The sequence below is a fragment of the Pseudomonas sp. JDS08PS003 genome, assembly GCF_045013505.1.
Classification (GTDB): domain Bacteria; phylum Pseudomonadota; class Gammaproteobacteria; order Pseudomonadales; family Pseudomonadaceae; genus Aquipseudomonas; species Aquipseudomonas protegens_B.
On sequence record NZ_CP120724.1, the window covers coordinates 114,425 to 133,330 of the forward strand.

The following is an 18,906-nucleotide window of genomic DNA, read 5'->3' on the forward strand; positions in this document are numbered from 1 at the left end:
TATTAGCTTAGGAAATATACATATAAATCAGTGATTTATACGTCGATTTCAGCCGTTGTACGAATAGTCGTACACAGGTTATCCACAGAAGCTCATACAGCAATCTTATCCGTGGAAGTCGCCAATGGTGGCAATGAGCCCATATCCCGCTGGGCCTGTTCGTTCCAGGCGGCTACCCGGTCGTTAAGCTCGGCGATGGCTCGCGGGCCGCTGCCTTCGGCGTACATGGGGGCGCCAATGGTCACGGTGATGGTACCGGGCCGCTTGGCCCAGCCGGTCTTCGGCCAGAACTTGCCGGCGTTGTGGGCCACTGGCAGCACCGGCAGGTCGGCGTTCACCGCCAGGGCGCTGCCACTGCGGGAGAACTTGCCGACGGTGCCATAGGGCACGCGGGTGCCTTCCGGAAAGATCAGCACCCAGACATTGTCCTTGAGCAGCTCGTCGCCCTTGCTTGCCACCTGCTTGAGGGCCGCCTTGGGGTTGTCCCGGTCGATGGCGATGGGGCGCAGCATGGCCATGGCCCAGCCGAAGAACGGCACATACAGCAACTCACGCTTGAGGACCTGGCTCAGCGGCTCGAAGTAGGCCGAGAGGAAGAAGGTCTCCCAGGTGCTCTGGTGATTGGAGACGATCACGCATGGCCGCTCGGGGACGTTTTCAGCGCCCTTTACTTCCACGCGAATGTTCAAAAATACCTTGGTCAGCCACAGCGCGCAGCGACACCAGTAGACGTTGATAAAGCGGTAGCGCGCCTTGAATGGCAGGAACGGCGCGATAAAAAAGCTCAGGGAGCACCACAGCAAGGAACTGGTGCCCAACAGCAGGTAAAAGAAGAAGGTTCTGATGGCCTGCAGGATCGACATAGCGGCATTTACCATTGCGGGCTTGCCCGCCTGTTAAAAAGCGCTCTCCCGAACAGTCCTTGGTCAGGATGCCAGAAGGGGCCTAATTGTGGATAAGTTCAGCGGCAACGGCCGCCAGGTCGTCAAAAATCAAGGTGCCTACCGGCAGGGTTTTCCCCAGGGTCTTTTCGCCTTTCCCGGTCTTTACCAATACTGGCTGAGAGTCGACGGCTTTTGCGGCCTCCAGGTCACCGAGACTGTCACCGACAAACCATAGACCTGTCAGATCTGCCTGGTAATGCTCGGCAATGGTTCGCAGCATGCCCGGTTTCGGTTTGCGGCAGGCGCACCCTTCGTCGGGGCCATGGGGGCAATAGACGATCAGCCCGACCTCGCCGCCCTGCTCCGCCACTAGCTCGCGCAGGCGCGCGTGCATGGCGTCGAGGGTGGCCAGGTCGTAGTAGCCGCGAGCGATGCCGGACTGGTTGGTGGCGATCGCCACCGTCCAGCCGGCCTTGCTCAACTGCGCAATGGCTTCGATCGAGCCGGGGAGTGGAATCCACTCCTGCACCGATTTGATGTAGGCATCGGAGTCGTGATTGATCACGCCGTCACGGTCGAGTATCAGCAGTTTCACAGCAGTTCCTTACCTGATCAGCTCAGTACCGAAATGTCCGCCACACCCAGGAACAGGCCCCGCAGACGCGCCAGCAGCGCATAGCGGTTGGCCCGCACCTTGGCGTCCTCGGCATTGACCATCACCGCTTCGAAGAAGGCGTCCACCGGTTCGCGCAGGGCGGCCAGGCGGGCCAGGGTCTCGCTGTATTGACGAGCTGCGGCCATGGGCTGTACCGCCTGGTCCGCCTGCTGGATCGCCGAGTACAGGGAGAACTCGTTGGCGTTGTCGAAGTACTTGGCTTCGACGGTGGTCGGCACATTGCCTTCGATCTTGCTCAGCAGGTTCGACACGCGCTTGTTCACGGCGGCCAGGGCGGCGGCTTCCGGCAACTTGCGGAAGGCCTGCACGGCTTGCACGCGCTGGTCGAAGTCCAGGGCCGAGCCCGGCTTCAGGGCACGTACCGACAGGTAGGTGGCCACATCCACGCCTTCGTCTTCGTAGCGGGCACGCAGACGATCGAAGATGAACTCCAGCACCTGGTCGGCCAGGCCGGCGGCCTTGACCTTGCTGCCGAAGGCGCTGACGGCGAAGGCCACGGCGTCGTTCAGGTCGAGGTCGAACTTCTTCTCGATGAGGATACGCAGCACGCCCAGGGCCGCGCGACGCAGGGCGTAGGGGTCCTTGCTGCCGGTGGGCAGCATGCCGATGCCGAAGATCCCCACCAGGGTGTCCAGCTTGTCGGCGATGGCCACGGCGGCACCGGTCACGGTGCTTGGCAGCTCGGCGCCAGCGCCACGTGGCATGTACTGCTCGTTGAGGGCCAGGGCCACATCTTCCGGCTCGCCGTCATTGAGGGCGTAGTAGTAGCCGGCGATGCCTTGCATCTCCGGGAACTCGCCGACCATCTCGGTGGCCAGGTCGCACTTGGACAGCAGGCCGGCACGGGCTGCGCGCTGAGCGTCGCCGCCAATGCGCGGCGCGATGAAGGCGGCCAGCTTGGAAATCCGCTCGGCCTTGTCGTAGACGCTGCCGAGTTTTTCCTGGAACACCACGTTCTGCAGGCGCAGGTTGAAGTCTTCGAGCTTCTGTTTCTTGTCTTGCTTGAAGAAGAACTCGGCGTCGGTCAGGCGTGGGCGCACGACTTTCTCGTTGCCCTCGATGATCTGGCGCGGGTCCTTGCTCTCGATGTTGGCCACGGTGATGAAACGCGGCAGGAGCTTGCCGTCCACGTCCAGCAGGCAGAAGTACTTCTGGTTGTCCTGCATGGTGGTGATCAGGGCTTCTTGCGGCACTTCGAGGAAGCGTTCCTCGAACGAGCACACCAGCGGCACCGGCCATTCCACCAGAGCAGTGACTTCGTCCAGCAGGTCTGCCGGGACGATCGCCGTGCCTTCTTGCAGGGTTGCCAGTTCCGCGGTGCGCTTGCTGATCAGCTCGCGGCGCTCGTTGGCGTCGGCCAGCACGTAGGCGGCACGCAGGTCGTTGAGGTAGTTGGCTGGCGAAGTGATGCGCACGCTGTCCGGGTGGTGGAAGCGGTGACCACGGGAGTCGCGGCCGGCCTTCTGGGCAAGGATGGTGCAGTCGATGACGTCGTCACCCAGCAGCATCACCAGCCATTGGGTCGGACGCACGAACTCTTCCTTGCGCGCGGCCCAGCGCATGCGCTTGGGAATCGGCAGGTCGTTCAGGGAGTCTTCGACGATGGTCGGCAGCAGGCTGGCGGTCGGCTTGCCCTTGATGCTCTGGCTGTAGCGCAGTTTCGGGCCGCTCTGGTCGATCTCGCTGAGTTCGACGCCGCACTTCTTGGCAAAGCCCAGGGCTGCCTGGGTCGGGTTGCCTTCAGCGTCGAAGGCCGCCTGGCGTGGCGGGCCGTCGAGGTTGATGCTGCGATCCGGCTGCTGGGTGTCCAGCTGGGTGATCAGCACCGCCAGGCGCCGTGGCGCGGCGTAGACATGCTTGGCCTGAAAGCTCAGGCCGGCGCTCTGCAGGCCTTTCTCGATGCCGGCCAGGAAGGCTTCGGCCAGGGTGTTCAGGGCTTTGGGTGGCAGTTCTTCAGTGCCCAGTTCAACCAGAAAATCTTGCGCACTCATTGTGCCGCCTCCAGCTTAGCCAACACTTCATCACGCAGATCCGGGGTCGCCATCGGGAAGCCCAGCTTGGCACGGGCCAGCAGGTAGGCTTGCGCAACGGAACGCGCCAGGGTGCGGACACGCAGAATGTATTGCTGGCGCGCGGTAACCGAGATGGCACGGCGGGCATCCAGCAGGTTGAAGGTATGGGAGGCCTTCAACACCATTTCATAGCTCGGCAACGGCAGCGGCTGATCCAGTTCGATCAGGCGCTTGGCTTCGCTTTCGTAGAAATCGAACAGTTCGAACAGCTTCTCGACGTTGGCGTGTTCGAAGTTGTAGGTCGACTGCTCCACTTCGTTCTGGTGGAACACATCGCCATAGGTGACCTTGCCGAACGGGCCGTCGGCCCAGACCAGGTCGTACACCGAATCCACGCCCTGCAGGTACATGGCCAGGCGTTCCAGGCCGTAGGTGATCTCGCCGGTCACCGGGTAGCACTCGATACCACCGGCTTGCTGGAAGTAGGTGAACTGAGTTACTTCCATGCCGTTGAGCCAGACTTCCCAGCCCAGGCCCCAGGCGCCCAGGGTCGGCGATTCCCAGTTGTCCTCGACGAAGCGAATGTCGTGCACCAGCGGGTCCAGGCCCACGTGCTTGAGGGAACCCAGGTACAGCTCCTGGAAGTTCTCCGGGTTGGGTTTCAAGACCACCTGGAACTGGTAGTAGTGCTGCAGGCGGTTGGGGTTTTCGCCGTAGCGGCCGTCAGTCGGGCGACGACTGGGCTGCACATAAGCGGCGTTCCAGGTTTCCGGGCCGATGGCCCGCAGGAAGGTTGCGGTGTGGAAAGTGCCGGCGCCTACTTCCATATCGTAGGGCTGAAGTACCACACAACCTTGCTCGGCCCAGTATTGCTGGAGGGCGAGGATCAAGTCTTGGAAGGTACGCACGGCTGGCGTAGGCTGGCTCACGAAATTCACCTGTTACTTGGGCTGCGATTTAAGGAGCGGGAGTATACCCGATTCAGTCCTGCGCACGCCCCCTGGAGCCTTATGCCACGCTGCTTTTGGTGTTCCGAAGATCCGCTGTACATGGCTTATCACGATCAGGAGTGGGGCGTGCCGCTGCGCGATGGGCAGCGTCTGTTCGAGTTGTTATTGCTCGAAGGGTTCCAGGCCGGCCTGTCCTGGATCACCGTACTGAAGAAACGCGAGCGTTATCGCCAGGTGCTGTTTGGCTTCGATGTGCAGCGCGTGGCGCAGATGAGCGATGCCGAGATCGAGGACCTGATGCAGGACCCGGGCATCATCCGCAACCGCCTCAAGCTCAACGCCGCCCGGCGCAATGCCCAGGCCTGGCTGGAGCTGGAAGACCCGGTGGCCTTTCTCTGGTCCTTCGTCGGCGGCGTGCCCAAGATCAATCATTTCCGCGACCGCAGCGAAGTCCCGGCGGTGACCCCGGAGGCCGAAGCCATGAGCCGCGGCCTGCAGAAAGCCGGTTTCACCTTCGTTGGCCCGACCATCTGCTACGCGCTGATGCAAGCCTCGGGCATGGTCATGGATCACACGCAGGATTGTGATCGCTACGCCATCCTCGCCAACGCGCGGTTAGAATAGCCGGCTGCGACTAGGTCATGACCGACAGATCAGGAGTCATTTGTGGATAAGTTCAAAGGCGCCCTGCTGGTGGGTGCTCTGCGGTTGTTTGCCCTGCTGCCCTGGCGCGCGGTGCAGGCGGTCGGCGCGGCCATCGGCTGGATCATGTGGAAGACCCCCAACCGTTCCCGCGACGTAGTGCGCATCAACCTGGCCAAGTGTTTTCCACAGATGGACCCCGCCGAGCGCGAGCGTCTGGTGGGCCAGAGCCTGAAAGACATCGGCAAGTCCCTGACCGAAAGCGCCTGCGCCTGGATCTGGCCGGCGGAGCGCTCCATCGCCCTGGTGCGCGAGGTCGAGGGCCTGGACGTACTCAAGGATGCCCTGGCCTCGGGCAAGGGCGTGGTCGGCATCACCAGCCACCTGGGCAACTGGGAAGTGCTCAACCACTTCTATTGCAGCCAGTGCAAACCGATCATTTTCTATCGTCCGCCCAAGCTCAAGGCGGTGGACGAGTTGCTGCGCAAGCAGCGGGTCCAACTGGGCAACCGCGTGGCGGCCTCCACCAAGGAAGGCATCCTCAGCGTCATCAAGGAAGTGCGCAAAGGCGGTGCGGTGGGCATTCCCGCCGACCCGGAACCGGCCGAATCCGCGGGGATCTTCGTCCCCTTCTTCGCCACCCAGGCGCTCACCAGCAAGTTCGTGCCGAACATGCTGGCCGGCGGCAAGGCGGTGGGGGTTTTCCTTCACGCCCTGCGCCTGCCGGACGGTTCGGGCTACAAGGTGATCCTCGAAGCGGCCCCGGAAGACATGTACAGCACCGACACCGAAACCTCCTGTGCGGCCATGAGCAAGGTGGTCGAACGCTATGTCGGGGCGTACCCGAGCCAGTACATGTGGAGCATGAAACGCTTCAAGAAGCGCCCGCCGGGTGAGGCGCGCTGGTACTGACTGAGCTGGCACGATCTGTGGATAACCTCGCGTAGGGCGTTATCCACAGCACACAGAACAAGGGCGCAGATGATGTCCGAGCACCGCAAGTCGTTCCGTATCAAGATTTCCCACGAGAGCATCGGCGAATGCCTGGGGCAGACCCGCAACCTGTCTGCCAGCGGCGTCTATGTGCAAAGCCCGGCCCTGGCAACACTGCCCAAGGGCGCGGTGGTCTATGGCCAGGTGCAAGGCCTGCCGGTGATCGCACCACGGGTGCGCATGGAAGTGGTGCAAGTGGATGCGGAAGGGATCGCCCTGCGCTATCTCTGAGCAGGAGCGACTGGTGCTCAGGCCCCGGCTTGGCGCTCGAGCTTCTTGATGAACACGGTCATTTCCTTTTCCGCCTGCTTGTCGCCATGGCCGCGGGCGGCCTCCAGCCCCTGCTCCCAGGCCTGGCGCGCCCCTTGAAGGTCACCCTGCCCCTGGCAAGCCTTGCCCAGCAGCTTCCAGGCCGCTGAATACTTGGGATCGAAGGCCACACAGCGTTGCAGGTGCTCAACAGCCTTGGCGTACTCGGCCTGATCCAGATAGCCCTTGCCCAGACCAAAGCGCAGCAGGGCGTTATCCACACCCTTGGCGAGCATTTTTTCCAGCGATTCAAGCATCAGCGATTCCTCATCGTTGGCTGGCGCAGCGCGTCAGAAGAAGCTCAGGCCGACGTGGAACAGTTTCTCCACGTCGCGAATGTGTTTTTTATCCACAAGGAACAGGATCACGTGGTCGCCGGCTTCGATCACCGTGTCGTCGTGGGCGATCAGCACTTCTTCATCGCGAATGATCGCGCCGATGGTGGTCCCTGGTGGCAAGCCGATGTTCTCGATGGCGCGGCCGATCACCTTGCTCGACTTGGCGTCGCCGTGGGCGATGGCCTCGATGGCTTCCGCCGCACCGCGCCGCAGGGAGTGCACGCTGACGATATCGCCGCGGCGCACGTGGGCCAGCAGGGTGCCGATGGTGGCCAGTTGCGGGCTGATGGCAATGTCGATATCGCCGCCCTGGATCAGGTCGACATAGGCCGGGTTGTTGATGATGGTCATGACCTTCTTCGCCCCCAGGCGCTTGGCCAGCAGCGAGGACATGATGTTGGCCTCGTCGTCGTTGGTCAGCGCCAGGAAGATGTCGGCGTCGGCGATGTTCTCTTCCAGCAGCAGATCGCGGTCCGAGGCGCTGCCCTGCAGCACCACGGTGCTGTCCAGGGTGTCGGACAGGTAGCGGCAGCGGGCCGGGTTCATCTCGATGATCTTCACCTGATAGCGGCTTTCGATGGCCTCGGCCAGGCGCTCGCCGATCTGCCCGCCACCGGCGATGACGATGCGTTTGTAGGACTCTTCGAGACGGCGCATCTCGCTCATCACCGCGCGGATGTGGGCCTTGGCGGCGATGAAGAACACTTCGTCGTCGGCCTCGATCACCGTATCGCCCTTGGGCATGATCGGCCGGTCGCGACGGAAGATCGCCGCCACTCGGGTATCGACATTGGGCATGTGCTCGCGCAACTGGCGCAATTGCTGGCCCACCAGCGGGCCGCCGTAGTAGGCCTTGACCGCCACCAGTTGCGCCTTGCCCTCGGCGAAGTCGATCACCTGCAGGGCGCCGGGATGTTCGATCAGGCGCTTGATGTAGTTGGTCACCACCTGTTCGGGGCTGATCAGCACGTCCACCGGGATCGCGTCGTTGTCGAACAGCCCGGCGCGGGTCAGGTAGGCGGCCTCGCGTACCCGGGCGATTTTGGTCGGGGTGTGGAACAGGGTGTGGGCAACCTGGCAGGCGACCATGTTGGTTTCGTCGCTGTTGGTGACCGCCACCAGCATGTCGGCGTCGTCGGCGCCGGCCTGGCGCAGCACCGTCGGGAATGAGGCGCGGCCCTGCACGGTGCGGATGTCCAGGCGATCGCCGAGGTCGCGCAGGCGTTCGCCGTCGGTGTCCACCACGGTGATGTCATTGGCTTCGCTGGCCAGGTGTTCCGCCAGCGTGCCGCCCACTTGCCCGGCGCCGAGGATGATGATTTTCATCCAGTCACTCCCTTAAAACCGTTTAGCCGCGAGCCGCGGCGATCTTGATCAGCTTGGCGTAGTAGAAGCCATCGTGGCCGCCTTCTTGCGCCAGCAACTGGCGCCCGTGAGGCTGCTTGAGGCCGGCCGCAGGCTGCCCCAGTTGGCCGCCGATGTCCAATTCACGAGCACCCGGGGTGCGGGCCAGGAAGGCCTCGATCACTTCGGTGTTCTCGGTGGGCAGGGTCGAGCAGGTGGCGTAGAGCAGGATGCCGCCCACTTCCAGGGCTTGCCACATGGCGTCCAGCAGTTCGCCTTGCAATTGCGCCAGGGCGGCGATGTCTTCGGCTTGGCGAGTCAGCTTGATATCCGGATGGCGACGAATCACCCCGGTGGCCGAGCAGGGAGCGTCCAGCAGGATGCGCTGGAACGGCTTGCCGTCCCACCAGGCCTGGGTATCCCGGCCGTCGGCGGCGATCAGTTGGGCATCGAGCCCCAGGCGGTCGAGGTTTTCCCGCACCCGCACCAGGCGCTTGGCTTCCAGGTCCACTGCCACCACAGCGGCCAGCTCCGGCTGCACTTCAAGGATGTGACAGGTCTTGCCGCCCGGAGCGCAGCAGGCGTCCAGCACCCGTTGCCCCGGGGCCAGCTCCAGCAGATCGGCAGCCAGTTGTGCGGCTTCGTCCTGGACGCTGACCCAGCCTTCGGCAAAGCCTGGCAGGCTGCGCACATCACCGGCTTCGTCGAGGACGATACCGTCCTGGCTGTAGACGCAGGCCTTGGCCGCAACCCCGGCTTCGCTCAACAGCTTCAGGTAGGCATCCCGGGAGTGGTGACGGCGATTGACCCGCAGGATCATCGGCGGGTGGGCGTTGTTGGCGGCGCAGATGGCCTCCCACTGCTCGGGCCAGAAGGCCTTGAGGGATTTCTGCAGCCAGCGTGGGTGGGCGGTGCGCACCACCGGATCATGTTCCAGCTCGGCCAACAGGGACTCGCTTTCACGCTGGGCACGGCGCAGCACGGCGTTGAGCAGGGCCTTGGCCCACGGTTTTTTCAATTTGTCGGCGCAGCCCACGGTTTCGCCGATGGCGGCGTGGGCCGGCACTCGGGTGTAGAGCAACTGATAGAGCCCCACCAGCAGCAGCGCCTCGACATCGGCGTCGGCGGCCTTGAACGGCTTCTGCAGCAGCTTGGTCGCCAGCGCCGACAGCCGGGGCTGCCAGCGTGCGGTGCCGAACGCCAGGTCCTGGGTGAAGCCGCGATCACGGACCTCGACCTTGTCCAGCTGGATCGGCAGCGAGCTGTTGAGCGAGGCCTTGCCGTTGAGGACCGCAGTCAGTGCCTTGGCGGCGGCCAGGCGCGGGTTCATTGGGCGTCCGCCGTCTGGCCGAGGACGGTGCCGATGGCGAATTTCTCGCGGCGGCTGTTGAACAGGTCGCTGAAGTTCAGCGCCTTGCCCCCGGGCAGTTGCAGACGGGTCAGGCACAGCGCCTGTTCACCGCAGGCGACGATCAGGCCGTCCTTGCTGGCGCCGAGGATTTCCCCCGGGACGCCTGTGCCTTCGCTCAGAGTGGCGGCCAGGACTTTCAGGGCTTCGCCATTCAGCATGCTGTGGCAGATCGGCCAGGGATTGAAGGCCCGGACCAGACGCTCCAGCTCTACGGCTGGACGGTTCCAGTCAATGCGCGCTTCGTCCTTGTTCAACTTGTGGGCGTAGGTGGCCAGGCTGTCGTCCTGGACTTCGCCTTCCAGGGTGCCGGCGGCCAGGCCTTCGATGGCTTGCAGCACCGCGGGCGGGCCCAGTTCGGCCAGACGGTCGTGCAGGCTGCCGCCGGTGTCCTGGGCACTGATCGGGGTGCTGACCTTGAGCAGCATCGGCCCGGTGTCCAGGCCGGCTTCCATGCGCATCACGGTCACCCCGCTTTGCGCGTCACCGGCTTCTACGGCGCGCTGGATCGGCGCGGCACCGCGCCAGCGCGGCAGCAGGGAGGCGTGGCTGTTGATGCAGCCAAGGTGCGGAATATCCAGCACCACTTGAGGCAGGATCAGGCCGTAGGCCACCACCACCATCAGGTCCGGCTTGAGCGCCGCCAGTTCGGCCTGGGCCTCGGCATTGCGCAGGGTGGGCGGTTGCAGCACCGGGATCTGGTGCTCCAGGGCCAGCTGTTTGACCGGGCTTGGCATCAGCTTCTGTCCGCGCCCCGCCGGACGGTCCGGCTGGGTGTAGACCGCGACAATCTGGTAAGGGCTGTCGAGCAGGGCCTTGAGGTGTTCGGCGGCGAATTCGGGGGTGCCGGCAAAGACGATGCGCAGTGGCTCAGTCATGGGAATTCTCGATGTTAAACATGCGGAAAAGAAAAAGGCTTGCCGTAGCAAGCCTTTGCAAGACGGTCATCAAGCCTGCTGGCGATGCTGCTTTTCCAGCTTCTTCTTGATCCGGTCACGCTTGAGCGTGGACAGGTAGTCGACGAACAGCTTGCCGTTCAGGTGGTCGCATTCGTGCTGGATGCACACCGCCAGCAAACCTTCGGCGATCAGCTCATAGGGCTGGCCGTCGCGGTCCAGAGCCTTGATCTTGACCCGCTGCGGACGGTCGACGTTCTCGTAGAAACCCGGTACCGAAAGGCAGCCTTCCTGGTACTGGTCCATCTCGTCGGTCAGGGCTTCGAACTCGGGGTTGATGAACACCCGGGGCTCGCTGCGATCTTCGGACAGGTCCATGACCACGACGCGTTTGTGCACGTTGACCTGGGTCGCCGCCAGACCAATGCCTGGGGCCTCATACATTGTTTCAAACATGTCATCGACCAACTGACGCACTTCGTCGTCCACTACGGCCACTGGTTTGGCGATAGTGCGCAGGCGCGAATCGGGGAATTCGAGGATGTTTAAAATGGCCATAAGCGTAATTGCTACACGTGTGAAGTAAGGGCGGAGTCGGCGTCCTGGCAGGTCCTGGACCTGGGCCGCCGATGCAAAACGTGCTCTGCAAAGGAGCGAGCCGTGCAGGCTCTGGCGTTTTACGCGAACGCACATAATAAAGGGATTCAGCCCCTGAGGAAATGTCTGTTCGCCTTGCTGCTCTTGGGCTGGACCGCCATCGGTCGGACCTGCAAGCGGCTGCGTCAGGCCTGATTGGCGGGCTTGCGGTTGGCTGCACGGATTGCCGGGCAGAGCATGGCCGAGGTTGATAGATCGCGCCCACGGTGCAGCAACACACCTTTCCTCAACAAGTTACCAACAGACTTATCCACAGCTTGTTCCGGCTTTCGCCGGACCGATGACGATCAAGGATGATCCATGTCGCACTCGATCAGTGCTGCCATTTCCCCCGCGGAACTGGAAGCCCGTTTACGTTTGCATGGCCTGCCCGCCCTGGGGGCCATGCGCTTTGGGCGTTTGCTCCAGGCCTTCGGTTCAGCCTCCAAGGCCCTCAGTGCTCCGGCCCGCGCCTGGCACTCCCTGGGTTTGCCGACGGCCTGTAGCGATGCCCGGCGCAGCGTCGAAGTCCGGGAGGGCGCCCGCCGCGCACTGGCCTGGATAGACAACCAGGCCCAGCATTTGCTGATGTGGGACCAGCCCGACTATCCCCCGCTGCTGGCGCAACTGGAGGATGCGCCACCGCTGTTGTTCGTGGCCGGCGATCCGTCGATTCTTCAACGGCCGCAGCTGGCGCTGGTGGGCAGCCGTCGGGCTTCGCGTCCGGGACTGGACACGGCCGCAGCGTTTTCCCGGAGTCTGGCCGCCGCCGGATTCGTAATCACCAGCGGCCTGGCCCTGGGAATCGATGGCGCTGCGCACCAGGCGGCCCTGGACGTTGGGGGGCGTACTGTGGGCGTGTTGGGCACGGGCCTGGAAAATTGTTATCCACAGCGGCATCGGGCCCTCGCCAGGGCGATGATCGACCAGGGCAGCGCAGTGATTTCCGAGTTCCCCCTGGACACCGGGCCACGTCCGGAGCACTTCCCCAGGCGCAATCGGATCATCAGTGGCCTGTCCCTGGGGGTACTGGTGGTGGAAGCCAGTGTCGCCAGTGGCTCGCTGATCACCGCCCGTCTGGCGGCCGAGCAGGGCCGCGAGGTGTACGCGATCCCCGGTTCGATTCATCACCCCGGTGCCCGAGGCTGTCACCAACTGATCCGTGACGGCGCGGTGCTGGTGGAAAGCGTGCAGCACATCCTGGAAACCCTGCGAGGCTGGCAACACCTGCCGCCGCCCGCTGCGGTGCCGGTGGAGGTCAGTGAACATCCGCTGCTGGCCCTGCTCCAGGCGGCCCCCCACAGCAGCGAGGCCCTGGCGCTTGCCAGCGGCTGGTCCCTGCCCCGGGTGTTGGCGGCGCTGACCGAGCTTGAAATCGAGGCTCGGGCAGTCAATGAAAACGGCCGCTGGTTTGCGCGTCTGAGCTAGGTTTTATAGGCAGGATCGGTAAACTGCGCACAGCTTTTATCTGGAGATTCGGCAATGGTCAGCAGTTGGCGTGTGCAGCAAGCCGCACGAGAGATTCGCGCAGGGGCGGTGATTGCCTATCCAACCGAAGCGGTCTGGGGCCTGGGGTGCGATCCGTGGAATGAAGAGGCGGTGGATCGCCTGCTGGCAATCAAGTCACGGTCGGTGGACAAGGGCCTGATCCTGATCGCCGACAACATCCACCAGTTCGATTTCCTCTTCGAGGATTTCCCGGATACCTGGATCGAGCGCATGGCCAGCACCTGGCCGGGGCCCAATACCTGGCTGGTGCCCCATCAGAACCTGCTGCCGGAGTGGGTGACCGGGGTCCATGACACGGTAGCGCTGCGGGTCAGCGACCATCCGCTGGTACGTGAACTGTGCGCCTTGGTGGGGCCGTTGATTTCCACGTCGGCCAATCCCCAGGGACGGCCGGCGGCGCGTACGCGGCTTCGTATCGAGCAGTACTTCCGTGGGCAACTGGATCTGGTGCTCACCGGCAGCCTGGGCGGGCGCAAGAACCCGAGCCTGATTCGGGATCTGGCCACCGGCAAGGTGGTGCGGCCTTCCTGAACCGCTTCGCCGGCAAGCCCTCTCCCACGATGATCTGTAGGAGCCGGCTTGCCGGCGAAAGCGTTTAAGGCAACAACACGGTCGAGCCGGTCGTACGCCGTGCCGACAACTCGATATGGGCCTTGGCCGCGTCCGCCAGGGCGAAGCGCTGGCCAATCTCGATCTTCAGCTTGCCGCTGGCAATCATGCCGAACAGATCGTCGGCCATGAGCTGCAGGTTTTCGGCATTGTTGGCGTAGCTGGCGAGGGTCGGCCGGGTCACGTACAGCGAACCCTTGGCCGAGAGAATCCCCAGGTTCACCCCGTCCACCGCTCCCGAGGCGTTGCCGAAGCTGACCATCAGCCCGCGCGGTGCCAGGCAATCCAGGGAGGTCAGCCAGGTGTCTTTGCCGACACCGTCGTAAACCACCGGGCATTTCTTGCCATCAGTCAGTTCCAGCACGCGCTTGGCTACGTCTTCGTGGCTGTAGTCGATGGTTTCCCAGGCGCCGAGGGCTTTGGCGATGGCGGCCTTTTCCGGTGAACTGACGGTACCGATCAGTTTTACCCCAAGGGCCTTGGCCCACTGGCAGGCCAGGGAACCGACGCCCCCCGCTGCGGCGTGGAACAGTACGGTTTCGCCACCCTTGAGTTCATAGGTCTGGCGCAGCAGGTACTGCACGGTCAGGCCCTTGAGCATCACCCCGGCCGCCTGCTCGAAGCTGATGGCCTCCGGCAGGTGCACCAGGTTGGCTTCCGGCAGTACATGCACATCGCTGTAGGCGCCCAGTGGGCCGCTGCCATAGGCCACGCGATCACCCACCTTGAAGCGCGTCACCGCGCTGCCCACGGCCTCCACCACCCCGGCGCCTTCGGCGCCCAGGCCGGACGGCAGCGCCGGCGGGGCATACAGGCCGCTGCGGAAATAGGTGTCGATGAAGTTCAGGCCGATGGCCTTGTTGCTGACGCGAACCTGCTGTGGTCCAGGTTCGCCGGGCTGGTAATCCACATACTCGAGTACTTCGGGGCCGCCATGGGCGCGGAACTGGATACGTTTGGCCATCTGTACTCTCTCCTTGGTCGTGTCGTGAAAGTGCTCTATCGGACTCCTGTGCTTGACCTTCGTCAACTGCGGAGCGCCCCGACGCGGTGTTATGCTACGCGCCCATTTGCGCGCGTCCCCTGCTCCATCCCTAGCGCCGCGTAGCTTTGCCCGATTCAAGGTGATGCCATGACTACCCGCACCGAGGCCGTAAAAGCCTACCTGCTCGACCTGCAAGACCGCATTTGCGCTGCACTGGAAACCGAAGACGGCGGCGCACGCTTTATCGAGGACGCCTGGACCCGCCCTGCCGGCGGTGGCGGACGCACCCGGGTGATCGGCGACGGTGCAGTGATCGAAAAGGGCGGGGTCAACTTTTCCCATGTGTTCGGCAGCGGCCTGCCACCTTCGGCCAGTGCCCACCGTCCGGAACTGGCCGGCCGGGGTTTCGAGGCCCTGGGCGTGTCCCTGGTGATCCACCCCCACAACCCCCATGTGCCGACTTCCCACGCCAACGTACGTTTCTTCATCGCTGAGAAGGAAGGTGAAGAGCCGGTCTGGTGGTTCGGTGGCGGGTTCGACCTGACCCCCTACTACGGCAACATCGATGACTGCGTGCACTGGCACCGGGTTGCCGAGCGCGCCTGTGCGCCGTTCGGTGCCGACGTCTATCCACGCTACAAGGCTTGGTGCGACAGCTATTTCCACATCAAGCATCGCAACGAACCGCGGGGCATCGGCGGCCTGTTCTTCGACGACCTCAACGAATGGGACTTCGACACCAGCTTCGCCTTCATGCGCGCCATCGGCGATGCCTACATCGAGGCCTATCTGCCCATCGTCCAGCGCCGCAAGGCTGCCGCCTACACCGAGCAGCAGCGCGAGTTCCAGGAGTTCCGCCGCGGTCGCTACGTCGAGTTCAACCTGGTCTACGACCGTGGCACCCTGTTCGGCCTGCAATCGGGCGGTCGCACCGAATCGATCCTCATGTCGCTGCCGCCGCAAGTGCGCTGGGGCTACGACTGGAAGGCCGAGCCGGGCACAGAAGAGGCGCGCCTGACCGAGTACTTCCTGCAAGACCGCGACTGGCTGGCGGCCAGCAACTAAACCGCACCCGCTGTGCAGGAGCCGGCTTGCCGGCGAAGAGGCCTTCAAGGCGGACGCGGCTCCTGGCAGTGTGTGTTGAGCAAATGGGATGAGAGATGGATCAGTACGTTGTCTTTGGTAATCCGATCAGCCACAGCAAGTCGCCGCTGATTCATCGGCTGTTCGCCCAGCAGACCGGCCAGCAGCTGGAATACAACACCCTGCTGGCGCCCCTGGACGACTTCGCCGGCGCTGCCCGCAGTTTCTTCGTCCAGGGCCGTGGTGCCAACGTCACAGTGCCGTTCAAGGAAGACGCCTATCGCCTGTGCGACAGCCTGACCGAGCGTGCGCAGCGGGCTGGTGCGGTGAACACCCTGAGCAAGCAGGCCGACGGCCGCCTGTTGGGGGACAACACCGACGGTGCCGGTCTGGTACGCGACCTGACGGTGAACGCCGGGGTCAGCCTCAAAGGCAAGCGCATCCTTCTGCTGGGAGCCGGTGGCGCCGTGCGTGGAGCTTTGGAGCCCCTGTTGGCGCAGCGGCCAGCGTCGGTGGTGATTGCCAACCGCACCGTGGAAAAAGCCGAGTTGCTGGCGGAACTGTTCGCCGATTTGGGGCCGGTGTCGGCCAGCGGCTTTGACTGGCTGGAGGAGTCGGTGGACCTGATCATCAATGCCACTTCCGCCAGCCTGTCGGGGGACTTGCCGCCGATTGCCAGCAGCCTGATCGAACCGGGCAAGACGGTGTGCTACGACATGATGTACGCCAAGGAGCCGACGCCGTTCTGCCGTTGGGCCAGTGAACATGGCGCGGCGTTGGTGCTGGATGGCTTGGGCATGCTGGCCGAACAGGCGGCGGAAGCCTTCTACCTATGGCGTGGCGTGCGCCCGGACAGCGCCCCGGTGCTGGCCGAACTGCGTCGCCAGTTGGCGCAGTAACCCCCGCGTAGGAACTGGCTTGCCAGCGAAAGCGGCTTCAGGGCTGGCGCCAGGCTCAAGGTCCTCTTTGCCGGCAAGCCGGCTCCTACGTCGACTGTGGGCAAGGCGCCTGCGGATTCAGTCTTCGAAGTGGATCGGGCAGTGCTCCGGCCCTTCGAGTTTGATCAGTTCCTCTTTCACCGTCTGCCGCGCCCGGCGCAGGGTCAGGCTGCGGTCCTGGCGTTTCAGCCGGCGCGCCTCTTGGTGCAGCATCTCCACCCCTGAATAGTCGATGAAGTTGATCTGCCGGGCGTCGATCACCAGTCTCGGTGCGTGGCAGCGTTGCATGCGCACCTGCAGGTAATGGCTGGCGCCAAAGAAGATCGAGCCGCCCACCCGCAGGATGTCTTCATCGCCCTCGCTGGAATGCTGCACCCGGGGTTGGGAGGTGCGCTTGAGGTAGAAGAACAGCGACGCCAGGACCCCGGCATAGATCGCCGTCTGCAACTCCAGGAGCAAGGTGGCGATGCAGGTCAGGCTCATTACCACGAATTCGGCGCGGCTGACCCGGAACAGCGCGCGAATGCCCCGATGATCCACCAGGCCCCAGCAGATCAGCAGGATGCTCCCGGCCATGGCCGGAATCGGGATATGGGCGATCAGCCCGGCGCCGGCCACCGCGAACAGCGCCACCCACAGCGCCGAGAACACCCCGGCCAGGGGCGAGCGGGCACCGGCTTCATAACTCAAGCCCGAGCGGGTGAAGGAGCCGGAGGACAGGTAGCCGGAGAAAAACGCCCCCAGCATGTTCGACAGGCCCTGGGCGCGGACTTCCTGGTTGGCGTCCAGCAGTTGTTCCGAACGTGCCGACAGTGAGCGGGCAATCGACAGGCTGGTCACCAGCCCCAGCATCCCCACCGCCACGGCACTGGGCAGCAGCCGCAGGATCAGTTCCAGGTCCAGTGGCAACGGGCTCAAGGGCGGTAGCCGGCCCACGAAGGCGCTGACCAGCTTGACGTGGCCGAACACCCCCGGCAGCAGCCAGACCACCAGTGCACTGAGGACCAGGCTGAGCAACAGGCTTGGCCAGCGTGGCGCCAGCAGCTTCAGGCCGAGGCCGACGATCAGCGTGCCCAGCCCCAGCAACAGCGAAGGCTTGTCCACAGCGTCCAGGTGTTCCAGCAGCGAGGTCAGGCTATTGAGGGCGGTGGCCTGGTTCGGCAGGTCCAGGCCCAGGAGGTTGGGCAATTGCCCCAGGGCGATCACCGCCGCTGCGCCGAGGGTGAAGCCCAGCACCACCGAATGCGAAACGAAGTTCACCAGGGCGCCGAAGCGCAGCAGCCCCAACAGCCACTGGAAGATCCCCGCCAGCAGGGTCAGCAGCAGGATCAGGGTGATGTAGTCCTCGGATGCCGGCACCGCCAGAGGGCTGACGCTGGCATACAGAACAATGGAGATCGCTGCCGTGGGCCCGCAGATCAGGTGCCAGGACGAGCCCCAGAGGCAGGCGATCAGCACCGGGACTATGGCCGCGTACAGCCCGTACTCCGGCGGCAGGCCGGCGATCAGCGCATAGGCGATGGATTGCGGCAGGGCGAGAATCGCGCCGCTCAGGCCCACCAGCAGATCCCGGCCCACGCTGGCCCGGGTCTGCCGTGGCAGCCAGCTCAGAAAAGGCAGGAGTGAATGGCGGTTGGGCCAGGCCATGGTTACTCGCGGGTGGTTAGATTCAGGGGGGCCAGGGTAAAGCATTGTCCGGCCTTGGGCATGTGGCGAGGCCGGCCCCTCATCCCGTAGGAGCCGGCTTGCCGGCGAATGGCCGGTGCACCTCGGGCTACAACTTGCCCTTCACCGCCGCCAGGGCCTCTTTGTCATCGATGGTCCGGACCCCTTCCAGCCATTGCTCCAGCACCGCCGGATTGGCCTTGATCCAGGCCTTGGCGGCGTCGGCGTTGCTGACCTTCTTGTTCACCACCTCGGCCATGATGGCGTTCTCCATGTCCTGGGTGAACCGCAGATTGGTCAGGAGCTTGCCGACGTTCGGGCAGGCCTGTGCATAACCCTTGCGGGTCAGGGTGTAGACGCTGCCGCTGGCGCCGAAGTACTTCTCGCCCCCGGTCAGGTAATGCATTTTCAGCTGCACGTTCATCGGGTGCGGGGTCCAGCCGAGGAAGGTCACGAAGCGCTGTTTTTTCGTGGCCCGGGACACTTCGGCGAGCATCGCCTGCTCGCTGGATTCGATCAGCTTCCACTGGCCGAGGCTGAACTCGTTGTGCTTGATGATCTCCTGCAGCGACAGGTTGGCCGGAGCACCGGAGCCGATGCCGTAGATCTTCTTGTCAAACTTGTCGGCGAACTTGCTCAGGTCGGCAAAGTCATGCACCCCGGCGTCCCACACGTAGTCCGGAACCGCCAGGGTGAACTCGGTGCCTTCCAGGTTCTTCGCCAGCTGGATCACCTCGCCATTGGCCACGAACTTGTCGTAGAAGCCCTGCTGCGCCGGCATCCAGTTGCCCAGGAACACATCCACCTGGCCGTCCTTGAGGCCGCCGTAGGTGATCGGCACCGCCAGGGTGTCGATCTTGGCTTTGTAGCCCATGCCGTCTAGCAGAAAGCTGGCGATGGCGTTGGTGGCGGCGATGTCGCTCCAGCCCGGATCGGCCATCTTCACGGTTGCGCACGAGTCGGCCCAGACGGTTGTGCTGCCCAGAGCCAGGAACCCGACTGCCAGCGCTGTGGATAACTTTTGCATGC

At 63.9% G+C, this 18,906-nt stretch carries 19 protein-coding genes; 7 read left to right on the forward strand and 12 right to left on the reverse strand.

The features are described from left to right. Nucleotides 1-92: 92 nt before the first annotated feature. The 4 genes from P7C00_RS00540 to glyQ form a co-directional block, all read right to left on the reverse strand. Complete coding sequence (locus tag P7C00_RS00540) at nt 93-863, reverse strand: 1-acyl-sn-glycerol-3-phosphate acyltransferase (RefSeq protein ID WP_102862434.1); 771 nt, start codon at nt 861-863, stop codon at nt 93-95. 82 nt (nt 864-945) lie between these two features. Then, nucleotides 946-1,479 carry a D-glycero-beta-D-manno-heptose 1,7-bisphosphate 7-phosphatase gene (gene gmhB / locus P7C00_RS00545; RefSeq protein ID WP_346634700.1) on the reverse strand — a complete coding sequence of 178 codons (534 nt, stop codon included), beginning with the start codon at nt 1,477-1,479 and terminating at the stop codon, nt 946-948. Between the two features lie 17 nt (nt 1,480-1,496). Then, nucleotides 1,497-3,551 carry a glycine--tRNA ligase subunit beta gene (gene glyS, locus P7C00_RS00550; protein ID WP_123723720.1) on the reverse strand — a complete coding sequence of 685 codons (2,055 nt, stop codon included), beginning with the start codon at nt 3,549-3,551 and terminating at the stop codon, nt 1,497-1,499. Further along, the gene (glyQ, locus tag P7C00_RS00555) at nt 3,548-4,501 is read right to left on the reverse strand and encodes a glycine--tRNA ligase subunit alpha (RefSeq protein ID WP_003177094.1); all 954 of its coding nucleotides are present in this window, start codon (nt 4,499-4,501) and stop codon (nt 3,548-3,550) included. The genes glyS and glyQ overlap by 4 nt, the downstream gene beginning before the upstream one ends. 81 nt (nt 4,502-4,582) lie before the next feature. Here glyQ and tag point away from each other — a divergent pair, with 81 nt between their 5' ends. From tag to P7C00_RS00570, 3 genes are all read left to right on the forward strand, one after another. Next, complete coding sequence (gene tag, locus P7C00_RS00560; protein WP_123723721.1) at nt 4,583-5,146, forward strand: DNA-3-methyladenine glycosylase I; 564 nt, start codon at nt 4,583-4,585, stop codon at nt 5,144-5,146. A 42-nt stretch (nt 5,147-5,188) separates the two neighbouring features. Then, the gene (locus tag P7C00_RS00565; RefSeq protein ID WP_123723722.1) at nt 5,189-6,076 is read left to right on the forward strand and encodes a lysophospholipid acyltransferase; all 888 of its coding nucleotides are present in this window, start codon (nt 5,189-5,191) and stop codon (nt 6,074-6,076) included. A 72-nt stretch (nt 6,077-6,148) separates the two neighbouring features. Further along, entirely contained in the window at nt 6,149-6,388 is a 240-nt protein-coding gene (locus P7C00_RS00570; protein ID WP_346634699.1) for a PilZ domain-containing protein, read from the forward strand. A 17-nt stretch (nt 6,389-6,405) separates the two neighbouring features. Here the strand turns inward: P7C00_RS00570 and P7C00_RS00575 are convergent, their stop codons facing one another. The 5 genes from P7C00_RS00575 to def form a co-directional block, all read right to left on the reverse strand. Beyond that, on the reverse strand, nt 6,406-6,726 hold the full coding sequence (locus P7C00_RS00575; RefSeq protein WP_167365710.1) for a tetratricopeptide repeat protein: 321 nt from the start codon (nt 6,724-6,726) through the stop codon (nt 6,406-6,408). Between the two features lie 30 nt (nt 6,727-6,756). After that, nucleotides 6,757-8,130, reverse strand: coding sequence for a Trk system potassium transporter TrkA (trkA, locus tag P7C00_RS00580; protein ID WP_011058408.1), 1,374 nt, complete (start codon nt 8,128-8,130; stop codon nt 6,757-6,759). 22 nt (nt 8,131-8,152) lie between these two features. After that, nucleotides 8,153-9,478 carry a 16S rRNA (cytosine(967)-C(5))-methyltransferase RsmB gene (gene rsmB / locus P7C00_RS00585; protein ID WP_404937971.1) on the reverse strand — a complete coding sequence of 442 codons (1,326 nt, stop codon included), beginning with the start codon at nt 9,476-9,478 and terminating at the stop codon, nt 8,153-8,155. Further along, a complete protein-coding gene (gene fmt, locus P7C00_RS00590; protein ID WP_404937972.1) occupies nt 9,475-10,434 on the reverse strand; it encodes a methionyl-tRNA formyltransferase in 960 nt (319 codons plus the stop codon). Before fmt ends, rsmB begins: the two co-directional genes overlap by 4 nt. A 69-nt stretch (nt 10,435-10,503) precedes the next feature. After that, nucleotides 10,504-11,010 (reverse strand): peptide deformylase, encoded by a 507-nt coding sequence (gene def / locus P7C00_RS00595; RefSeq protein ID WP_102862442.1) that lies wholly within the window; start codon nt 11,008-11,010, stop codon nt 10,504-10,506. Nucleotides 11,011-11,409: 399 nt separating this feature from the next. On the opposite strand from def, the gene dprA reads away from it, so the two are divergent. Then, nucleotides 11,410-12,516, forward strand: a complete 1,107-nt coding sequence (dprA, locus tag P7C00_RS00600) for a DNA-processing protein DprA (protein WP_346634696.1) — start codon at nt 11,410-11,412, stop codon at nt 12,514-12,516. Nucleotides 12,517-12,570: 54 nt separating this feature from the next. After that, nucleotides 12,571-13,128, forward strand: coding sequence for an L-threonylcarbamoyladenylate synthase (locus P7C00_RS00605; RefSeq protein WP_346634695.1), 558 nt, complete (start codon nt 12,571-12,573; stop codon nt 13,126-13,128). A gap of 64 nt (nt 13,129-13,192) precedes the next feature. Here the strand turns inward: P7C00_RS00605 and P7C00_RS00610 are convergent, their stop codons facing one another. Continuing rightward, complete coding sequence (locus P7C00_RS00610) at nt 13,193-14,170, reverse strand: NADPH:quinone reductase (protein ID WP_346634694.1); 978 nt, start codon at nt 14,168-14,170, stop codon at nt 13,193-13,195. A gap of 168 nt (nt 14,171-14,338) precedes the next feature. Between P7C00_RS00610 and hemF the strand changes: the two genes are divergently transcribed. Then, a complete protein-coding gene (hemF, locus tag P7C00_RS00615; RefSeq protein ID WP_346634693.1) occupies nt 14,339-15,256 on the forward strand; it encodes an oxygen-dependent coproporphyrinogen oxidase in 918 nt (305 codons plus the stop codon). Nucleotides 15,257-15,351: 95 nt separating this feature from the next. Then, a complete protein-coding gene (aroE, locus tag P7C00_RS00620; RefSeq protein ID WP_404937973.1) occupies nt 15,352-16,173 on the forward strand; it encodes a shikimate dehydrogenase in 822 nt (273 codons plus the stop codon). A 117-nt stretch (nt 16,174-16,290) separates the two neighbouring features. Here aroE and P7C00_RS00625 read toward each other — a convergent pair whose 3' ends face one another. Continuing rightward, nucleotides 16,291-17,859 (reverse strand): SulP family inorganic anion transporter, encoded by a 1,569-nt coding sequence (locus tag P7C00_RS00625; protein WP_346634691.1) that lies wholly within the window; start codon nt 17,857-17,859, stop codon nt 16,291-16,293. A gap of 127 nt (nt 17,860-17,986) precedes the next feature. Further along, the gene (gene choX / locus P7C00_RS00630; protein ID WP_404937974.1) at nt 17,987-18,904 is read right to left on the reverse strand and encodes a choline ABC transporter substrate-binding protein; all 918 of its coding nucleotides are present in this window, start codon (nt 18,902-18,904) and stop codon (nt 17,987-17,989) included. Nucleotides 18,905-18,906: the final 2 nt, after the last annotated feature.